At 73.9% G+C, this 8,237-nt stretch carries 7 protein-coding genes; 3 read left to right on the forward strand and 4 right to left on the reverse strand.

Annotation, left to right across the window (positions count from 1 at the left end; all coding sequences use genetic code 11):
* Together VGB14_04875 and VGB14_04880 are read right to left on the reverse strand one after the other, a co-directional pair.
* Positions 1 to 224 (reverse strand): hydantoinase/oxoprolinase N-terminal domain-containing protein (locus VGB14_04875; protein HEX9992242.1); only part of this gene is annotated, 224 nt, incomplete at its 3' end.
* Positions 221 to 1,249: an RNase H family protein gene (locus tag VGB14_04880; protein ID HEX9992243.1), complete on the reverse strand. Its 1,029-nt coding sequence runs from the start codon at positions 1,247 to 1,249 to the stop codon at positions 221 to 223. The genes VGB14_04880 and VGB14_04875, both read right to left, overlap by 4 nt.
* 28 nt (positions 1,250 to 1,277) lie before the next feature.
* Here VGB14_04880 and aceE point away from each other — a divergent pair, with 28 nt between their 5' ends.
* On the forward strand, positions 1,278 to 3,968 hold the full coding sequence (gene aceE / locus VGB14_04885; protein HEX9992244.1) for a pyruvate dehydrogenase (acetyl-transferring), homodimeric type: 2,691 nt from the start codon (positions 1,278 to 1,280) through the stop codon (positions 3,966 to 3,968).
* A 37-nt stretch (positions 3,969 to 4,005) separates the two neighbouring features.
* On the opposite strand, the gene VGB14_04890 is transcribed toward aceE, so the two are convergent.
* A complete protein-coding gene (locus VGB14_04890) occupies positions 4,006 to 4,257 on the reverse strand; it encodes a PGPGW domain-containing protein (protein ID HEX9992245.1) in 252 nt (83 codons plus the stop codon).
* 84 nt (positions 4,258 to 4,341) lie between these two features.
* On the opposite strand from VGB14_04890, the gene VGB14_04895 reads away from it, so the two are divergent.
* Positions 4,342 to 4,941, forward strand: coding sequence for an HhH-GPD-type base excision DNA repair protein (locus tag VGB14_04895; GenBank protein ID HEX9992246.1), 600 nt, complete (start codon positions 4,342 to 4,344; stop codon positions 4,939 to 4,941).
* 313 nt (positions 4,942 to 5,254) lie between these two features.
* Positions 5,255 to 6,850 carry a PQQ-binding-like beta-propeller repeat protein gene (locus VGB14_04900; GenBank protein HEX9992247.1) on the forward strand — a complete coding sequence of 532 codons (1,596 nt, stop codon included), beginning with the start codon at positions 5,255 to 5,257 and terminating at the stop codon, positions 6,848 to 6,850.
* Positions 6,851 to 7,221: 371 nt separating this feature from the next.
* Here the strand turns inward: VGB14_04900 and VGB14_04905 are convergent, their stop codons facing one another.
* Entirely contained in the window at positions 7,222 to 7,998 is a 777-nt protein-coding gene (locus VGB14_04905; GenBank protein HEX9992248.1) for an alpha/beta fold hydrolase, read from the reverse strand.
* Between the last annotated feature and the right edge of the window lie 239 nt (positions 7,999 to 8,237).

Below are 8,237 nucleotides of genomic sequence, written 5' to 3' on the forward strand. Positions count from 1 at the left end.
TCGGTCGTGACCAGGGCGACCGGCCCGCCCCGCCGCTCGAGGAGGGCGTTCGTGGCCACCGTCGTCCCGTGCGCTAGCAGGCCGGGCCGGCCGGCGCCGAGCCGGTCGACGGCGGCCCGCACGGCCGTGCCCGGGTCGGCCGGGGTGGACAGGACCTTGACGACGCGGCCGTCGTCGGCCACCAGGTCGGTGAACGTCCCGCCCGTGTCGACGCCGACGTTCACGGCTCGACCACCCAGACCTCCTCCTCGCCGAGCCGGTCGTGGAAGGTCCGCACCAGGCGGCCGACGGCCTCGTCGTCCCCGTCCCACACCACGACGGCCTCGTCGGCCGCCCTGGCCAGGAACTCGTCCCGCCGCCGCAGCGCCCCGCCGGCCTTCTGCTTCGAGTCCGGCACCTCCTTCTGGAGCACGACCTCGCCGGCGGCGCGCCGCAGCAGGCCGAGGAAGCGCTCCTTCGACGCCGCCGGCCAGGGCGCGTGGAACGCGGGGAAGGCGAGGACGGCCGTGTAGGGCACGCCGGCCTCGGCCGCCGCCTCCGCGCCCAGCTGCTCGGCGCCGAGCCCGAGCCCGGTCAGCACGTGGACGTCGGGGTGGAGCTCCCGCTTCGCCTCGAGGATCTCGGCCAGCCGGCGGCGCACCTTCCCGGCGACCGGGTTCTCGTCGTAGCCGCCGAGCTCGGGCGGGCGGTGGCCGGCCACCACGACCAGGCGGCCGGCCGGCAGCCGGGGGTCGCGCCGCGTCGCCCCGCCGCCCCCGCCCCCGCCGCCGGCCGGCACGACGGCGTCGGCCGGCCCCAGCTCCTCGGGCGGCCGGTCCCCCGACCGGCCCTGCTGGGTGGTGGCGGCCTCCACGGCCAGCCGGTCGACCACGTCGTTCATGGCGTCGCCCGAGTGGCCCTTCACCCACTGAAACCGCAGGCCCTGCCGGTGCCGGAACTGCTCGACCATCGGCTCCCACAGGTCCCGGTTGGCGACCGGCTTCTTCGCCGAGTTCACCCAGCCCTTGGCCAGCCAGCCCTCCCACCACCGGTCCCGCCAGCAGTTGACGACGTAGGTCGAGTCGCTGACCACCGTGACCGGCCCTTCGAGCGCCCTCAGCGCCTCGAGGGCGGCGGTGATCTCCATGCGCTGGTTCGTCGTCCTGGCCTCGGCGCCGCTGGCGAAGGGCCCGTCGGGCACCGCCCACGCCCACCCGCCCGGCCCCGGGTTCCCCAGACACGCACCATCCGTGTAGACGAGGGTCGTCACCGGCTCATTCTCCTGCGAGCATGGGGTCATGATCATCGACGGCTTCGTCCACCAGCTGCCGGACATCGATCCCGAGGAGACCGGCGAGTGGATGGACTCCTTCGATGCCGTGGTCGACACGCACGGGCGGACGCGTGGCCGGTTCCTCATCGCCAGGCTCCTGGAGCGGGCGAGGGAGCTCCAGGTCGGCTTCCCGGCGTCGGTGAGCACCCCCTACGTCAACACCGTCCCGCCCGAGCAGGAGCCGTGGTTCCCGGGCGACGAGTACATCGAGCGCCGCATCCGGGCCTACATCCGCTGGAACGCGGCGGTCATGGTCATCAAGGCCAACAAGCACGCGGAGGGCATCGGCGGGCACCTGTCGACGTTCGCCTCGTCGGCCTCGCTCTACGAGGTCGGCTTCAACTGGTTCTTCCGGGGCAAGGACGACGGGCTCCCCGGCGACCACGTCTACTTCCAGGGCCACGCCGCGCCCGGCATCTACGCCCGGGCCTACCTCGAGGGCCGGCTGGACGAGGAGCAGCTCGACAACTTCCGCCAGGAGATCGGCGGGCGCGGGCTCTCCAGCTACCCCCACCCGCGCCTCATGCCCGACTTCTGGGAGTTCCCGACCGTGTCGATGGGGCTGTCGCCCATCAACTCGATCTATCACGCCCGGTTCAACAAGTACCTCCACAACCGCCGCATCGACGACACGAGCGGCAGCCGGGTGTGGTGCTTCGTCGGCGACGGCGAGACCGACGAGCCCGAGACGCTCGGGTCGATCTCCCTCGCCGCCAGGGAGGGCCTCGACAACCTGATCTGGGTCGTCAACTGCAACCTGCAGCGCCTCGACGGGCCGGTGCGGGGCAACGGCAAGGTCATCCAGGAGCTGGAGGCCATCTTCCGGGGCGCCGGCTGGAACGTCATCAAGGTGATCTGGGGCTCGAAGTGGGACGAGCTGCTGGCCAGGGACCGCGACGGCGTCCTGCTCAACAAGATGAACACCACCGTCGACGGCGAGTTCCAGCGGTACGCCGTCGAGTCGGGGGCCTACATCCGGGAGCACTTCTTCGGCCCCGACCCCCGCCTCCGCAAGCTCGTCGAGCACCTCTCCGACGAGGACCTCCGCTGGCTCCCCCGCGGCGGCCACGACTACCGCAAGCTGTACGCCGCCTACCGGGCCGCCACCGAGCAGGAGGGCGCGCCGACGGTCATCCTCGCCAAGACGATCAAGGGCTGGACGCTCGGGCCCGACGTCGAGGGCCGCAACGCCACCCACCAGATCAAGAAGATGACCAACCAGCAGCTGCGGGTGCTGCGCGACCGCCTCTACCTGCACGACGAGATCCCGGCCGAGGCCCTCGACAGCGACAACCCGCCGTACTACCGCCCGCCGGCCGACTCGCCGGAGTACCAGTACATGATGGAGCGGCGGGCGGCCCTCGACGGGCCCCTCCCCTCCCGGGTGGTCCGCACCAAGCGCAAGCTCACCCTGCCGGCCGACACCCCCTTCCAGGAGCTCCAGAAGGGCTCGGGGAAGCAGGAGGTGTCGACGACGATGGCGTTCACCCGCCTGCTGCGCGACCTCGCCCGCGACCCGAACTTCGGGCCCCGCGTGGTGCCGATCATCCCCGACGAGGCCCGCACGTTCGGCATGGACGCCCTGTTCCGGGAGTTCAAGATCTACGCCGCCCACGGCCAGCGCTACGAGCCGGTCGACGCCCAGCTGCTGCTGTCGTACACGGAGAGCCAGGACGGGCAGCTCCTCGAGGAGGGCATCACCGAGGCCGGCGCCATGGCGAGCTTCACCTCGGCGGCGACCTCGTACGCCAGCAGGGGCGTGCCGATGGTGCCGTTCTTCACCTTCTACTCCATGTTCGGCTTCCAGCGGGTGGGCGACCTGATCTGGGCGGCCGCCGACCAGCGGGCCAGGGGCTTCCTGCTCGGCGCCACCGCCGGCCGCACGACCCTGCTCGGCGAGGGCCTCCAGCACCAGGACGGGCACAGCCACCTGCTGGCGTCCGCCTTCCCGACCGTCGAGGCCTACGACCCCGCGTTCGCCTACGAGATGGCGACGATCATCCGCCACGGCCTCCGCCGCATGTACGTCGACGGCGAGGACGTCATGTACTACCTGACGCTCTACAACGAGAACTACGCCATGCCGCCCATGCCCGAGGGCGTGGAGGACGGCCTGCTCGCGGGCCTCTACCGCTGGGAGGCGGCGCCCGAGGGGCCGGGGCACCGGGCGACGATCCTGTTCTCGGGCACCGCCCACAAGGCGGCGCGCGAGGCCCGCGACGAGCTGGCCGAGCACTACGACGTGGCCGCCGAGCTGTGGAGCGCCACCTCGTGGAAGAAGCTGCGGGAGGACGCCCTCTCCGCCGAGCGGTGGAACCGGCTGCACCCGGGCGAGACGCCGCGCACGCCGTACGTCACCGAGGCGCTGTCGGGCAGCGAGGGGCCGGTCGTGGCCGTCACCGACTACGTGAAGGCCGTGCCGGACCAGGTCGCCCGGTGGGTGCCGGGGCCGTTCGTGCCGCTCGGCACCGACGGCTTCGGCCGCAGCGACACCCGTGAGGCGCTGCGCCGGTTCTTCGAGACCGACGCCCCGAACGTGGTCGTCGCCGTGCTGTCGGCCCTGGCCGCGTCCGGCGAGGTGAAGCCCGAGGTCGTGGCCGACGCCATCGCCCGCTACGGCATCGACGCCGACGCCCCCGACCCGCTGCGCCGGTAGCGGGCCGGGCGGCGGGCGGGCTCGCTGGCGACTGGCGCTAGGTCGTCCGCTTCCGGCGGAACACGCCGGTGGCCTTGCCGGCCGCGCCCTTGGCCCGGTCGAGCATGGCCTGGGCCCAGGTGAACTCGGTGGCGAGCACGGCCAGGCCGGCGATGATCAGCAGGATGCCGGGCCCCGGCGTCACCATCATCACGAGGCCGACGACGAGCAGGGCGAAGCCGACGACGACGACGCCGATCCGCCAGGCGCTCTTGGCCACGAACGCGAGCACCGCTCGCAGCTTGTCCATGGCGCCAGTGTGGCCCCGCCGCGCCGGCCGGCGCGGCACCGCCGGGCCGGTGCCGTCCCCACCCGCACCGCGTACGCTGCCGCCGTGGCTGGCACGACCAGGACGTTCCCCGTCACCGGCGACCCCGAGGCCGACCGCCTCCTCGTCGAGGACCCCCTCGCCCTTCTGATCGGGATGCTGCTCGACCAGCAGGTCCCGATGGAGTGGGCGTTCAAGTCGCCCGCCGTGCTGCGGGAGCGGCTCGGCGGCGAGCTGAACGCCGTCGAGATCGCGGCGATGGACCCCGACGACCTCGACCGGATCTTCCGGGAGAAGCCGTCCCTGCACCGCTACCCCGGCTCGATGGCCAAGCGGGTCCACGAGCTGTGCCGGCACGTCGTAGAGCGCTACCTCGGCGACCCGACGTCGATCTGGACGACGGCGGCGACCGGCGCCGAGCTCTACGACCGGCTGCGCATGCTGCCGGGGTTCGGCGAGGAGAAGTCGAAGATCTTCACCGCCGTGCTGGCCAAGCGGCTCGGGATCGCCCCGCCCGGCTGGGAGGAGTGCGCCGGCGTGTTCGCCGACTCGACCCCCCGCTCCGTCGCCGACGTGGACTCGGCCGAGTCGCTCGCCCGCGTCCGGGAGTTCAAGCAGGCGATGAAGGCCCAGAAGCGCGACAAGCAGGGCCGCCCCGCCGGCTGAGCCGGCCGCGTCGAGGGGCCGCACGGGCCTGGCTGGCTGAGGTCGTCCGGGCCGGCGGCGCGAGCGGTACCGGCGTCTCGCTGCGGTCGTCCGGGCCGGCGGCGCGAGCGGAACCGGCCTCTCGCTACGGTCGTCCGGGCCGGCGGCGCCGGCGCCGATCCGTCAGGTCGTCCTGGTCGCCGGCCCCCGGTCGGCGCGCCCCGTGGTCCGCTCGCCACCGTCCCCGCACGCGGGCGACGACGGCCGGACCGAGGCGACCAGGCCCCCGCCCGGTGACCCGTTGCTGTCACACCCCTGTGCCATCGTGTCCCCCGTGACCGTCTACGAGCGCCGCCGGCTCGTCGTCTTCTCGATCTTCCTCGTGCTCGTCCTCGTCGCCGGGCTGGCCGTCAACTGGGTGACGGGCGACGACGGCGACACCGACGGCGCCCAGTCGGCCTCGGCCAGCCGGGAGGCCGGCGACGACGCCGACGGGTCGTCGTCCACCTCGGGCGACGACGGCGACGAGGGCGACGGGTCGGGCGAGGACGGCGAAGAGTCGACCACCACGACCGAAGCCGAGCTGCCCCCGTTCGACGGCTGGGTCAACCCGGCGCTGGTCGGCCGGCCGTGGAGCGACGAGGTCGAGGGGCTCCTGACGTTCCGGGGCAGCCCCACCAGGACGTACTACGGCGAGGGCCCCGTGCCCGAGAGCCCGCAGGTGCTGTGGCAGTTCCCGGAGGCGGCGATGTGCGCCGAGTCGTCGGTCGGCGGAGAGGCGAAGGTCTGGTGCGGCAGCGGGTGGACGGGCCAGCCGTCGGTGTTCGAGCGGGACGGGCGCACCTGGGTGGCGTTCGGCGCCTACGACCGCAACGTCCACCTGGTCGACGGCGTGAGCGGCGAGCGCATCCTGCCGGACTTCCCGACCGGCGACATCATCAAGGGGTCGGTCACGATCGACCCGGACGGCTTCCCGCTCCTCTACACCGGCTCGCGCGACGACGAGTTCCACATCGTCGCCCTCGACCGGGAGGAGCCGACCGAGCTGTGGAGCCTGCACGCCGACGCCCTCGCCGGCCACGTGTGGAACAACGACTGGGACGGCTCCGCGATGGTGATCGACGACTACCTGTTCGAGGGCGGCGAGAACAGCTACTTCCACATCGTCAAGCTCAACCGGGGCTACGACGCCGAGGGCAAGGTGACGGTGAACCCGGAGGTCGTGTTCTTCACGCCCGGGTTCGACGACCAGCTGTTCGCCGACATCGGCGACGACGAGGTGTCGATCGAGAACTCGGTCGCCATCTCCGGCAACACCGTCTACTTCGCCAACTCCGGCGGGCTGGTCCAGGGGTGGGACATCAGCGGGCTGAAGGACGGCCAGGACCCGACGCGAGTCTTCCGGTTCTGGACCGGTGACGACACCGACGCGTCGATCGTGATCGACGAGGAGGGGATGCTCTACGTCGGGTCGGAGTACGAGCGGGGCACGGCGCGGTCGGAGGAGGTCGGGCAGATGATGAAGCTCGACCCGTCGAAGCCGGACGACCCGCTGGTGTGGTCGGTCCCCGACCACGAGCGGCTCGACGGCGGCGTGTGGGCCACGCCCGCGCTCCACGAGGACATCGTGATCTTCGCCAACGACGACGGCGAGGTCATGGGCATCGACCGCGAGACCGGCCAGGTGCGCTGGACCAAGCAGCTGCCCGGGCCGACGTGGCAGTCGCCGGTCGTCGTCGACGACGTCCTGATCCAGGGCGACTGCCAGGGGACCCTCCACGGGTTCGACGTGTCGGACACGACCGTCGAGCCGCCCGAGCTGTGGTCGGTCACGCTCGGCGGCTGCATCGAGTCGACCCCCGCCGTCTGGAAGGGCCGCATCTACGTCGGGACGAGGGCCGGCCTCTTCTACGCCATCGGCGACCAGTAGCGCCGACACCCGACGCCGCCGGCGAGTCGCGCCGGACCAACCCGGGCCGCCCCGTCGGCCGGGACGGCAAGGCGCGCCGCACGTCGAACGAGCGGCCGTCGCGCTGGGCCGGGCCGCCCATCGCTCGAGGACGCGCCGCCGATCCTCGGCCGCTCGACCAGGCCGCCCGTCGATCCGCCGCCTCGCGACCAGGCCGCCCGGCAATCCCGGTGCCCTCGACCAGGCCGCCGACCGATCCCCCGCCAGCGAACGAGCGGCGTCGCCGGTCCCTCCGCTGACGGGGCGGCCCGGCGACCTCCAACCGCTCGACCGGGCCGCCCGGCGATCCCGGTGCCGGCGACCCGCGGGACGGGCGCCTCGGGCCTGCGGAGCTAGGCGGTCCTGGGGCGGCGGGCGGCGCGGTTGCGCTGGCGGTCGAGCCAGCCGAGGAGGATGGCGACGGCCCTGGGGTCGTGGCGGAGCCGGTGGCCGGCGCCGGAGAGGAACCGCAGCTCGGCGGCGCCGTGGGACTCGGCGAGGAGGCGGGCGTCGAGGGTCGGGACGATCTCGTCCTCCCGGCCGTGGATGACGAGGAGCGGGCGGGGGGCGAGGGCCCGGGCGCCGTCGACCGGACGCAGCTCGCGGAACTCCTTCGTCCACGCCTCCACCGACGGCGGGAACAGCGGGTCCTTGATCGTCGCCATCGTCCGGGCGTGGTCGAGGAAGCGGCGGGCGTTGCCGGCCCAGTCCTCGAAGTCGGCGGGCGCGCCGAGCACGGCGGCGCCCCGCACCCGCTTGTCGCGGGCGGCCGCGCACACCGCCAGCGCCCCGCCGCAGTCGGTCCCGGCCACCCACACGCCCCGCACGCCGGGCCGCCCGGCGAGGTGGGCGACGGCGGCTCGCACGTCGTCGAGCCAGCCGGACAGCGAGAAGTCGCCCTCGGACGCGCCGCACCCCCGGAAGTTGAACGTGAGCGCCACGAAGCCGAGGTCGGCGGCGATCCGGTCGGCCAGCTGGGGGAACGTCTGCCCGGCCGTCGCCGCCCGCCCGGCCCCGACCGGGAAGCCGTGGCACAGCACCACGCCGGGCCAGCCGCTGCCGGGCGCTTCGCCCGGCTCGGCCACGTAGGCCGACAGCTCGACCGTCCCCGAGGGGATCCGCAGCTTCACGGCCGCCGCCCACGCCGGGCCGACGCCGGCGTCGGTGCCGGCGGCCGTGCGCTCACGTCGGCGCCGGCATCGGTGCCGGCGGGCGTGCGCTCACGTCGGCGGCGGGCCGGGGCTCGGTCAGGCGCCGGCGACGCGGTCGCCCGGCCAGCCGAACGGGGACGACGGGCAGGCCGAGCGGCCGGGGTCGGCCGACGGGGCGGTCCGGCGGGCGGCGGGCGAGCCGGGGCCGCCGGCGGTGC

The sequence above is a fragment of the Acidimicrobiales bacterium genome (assembly GCA_036399815.1).
Classification (GTDB): domain Bacteria; phylum Actinomycetota; class Acidimicrobiia; order Acidimicrobiales; family DASWMK01; genus DASWMK01.

What these genes read in the sequence shown, in the direction of transcription:
- aceE (HEX9992244.1), top strand. Translation starts at nt 1,278, where the DNA reads ATGATCATCGACGGCTTCGTCCACCAGCTGCCGGACATCGATCCCGAG.
- VGB14_04890 (HEX9992245.1), bottom strand. Translation starts at nt 4,257, where the DNA reads ATGGACAAGCTGCGAGCGGTGCTCGCGTTCGTGGCCAAGAGCGCCTGG.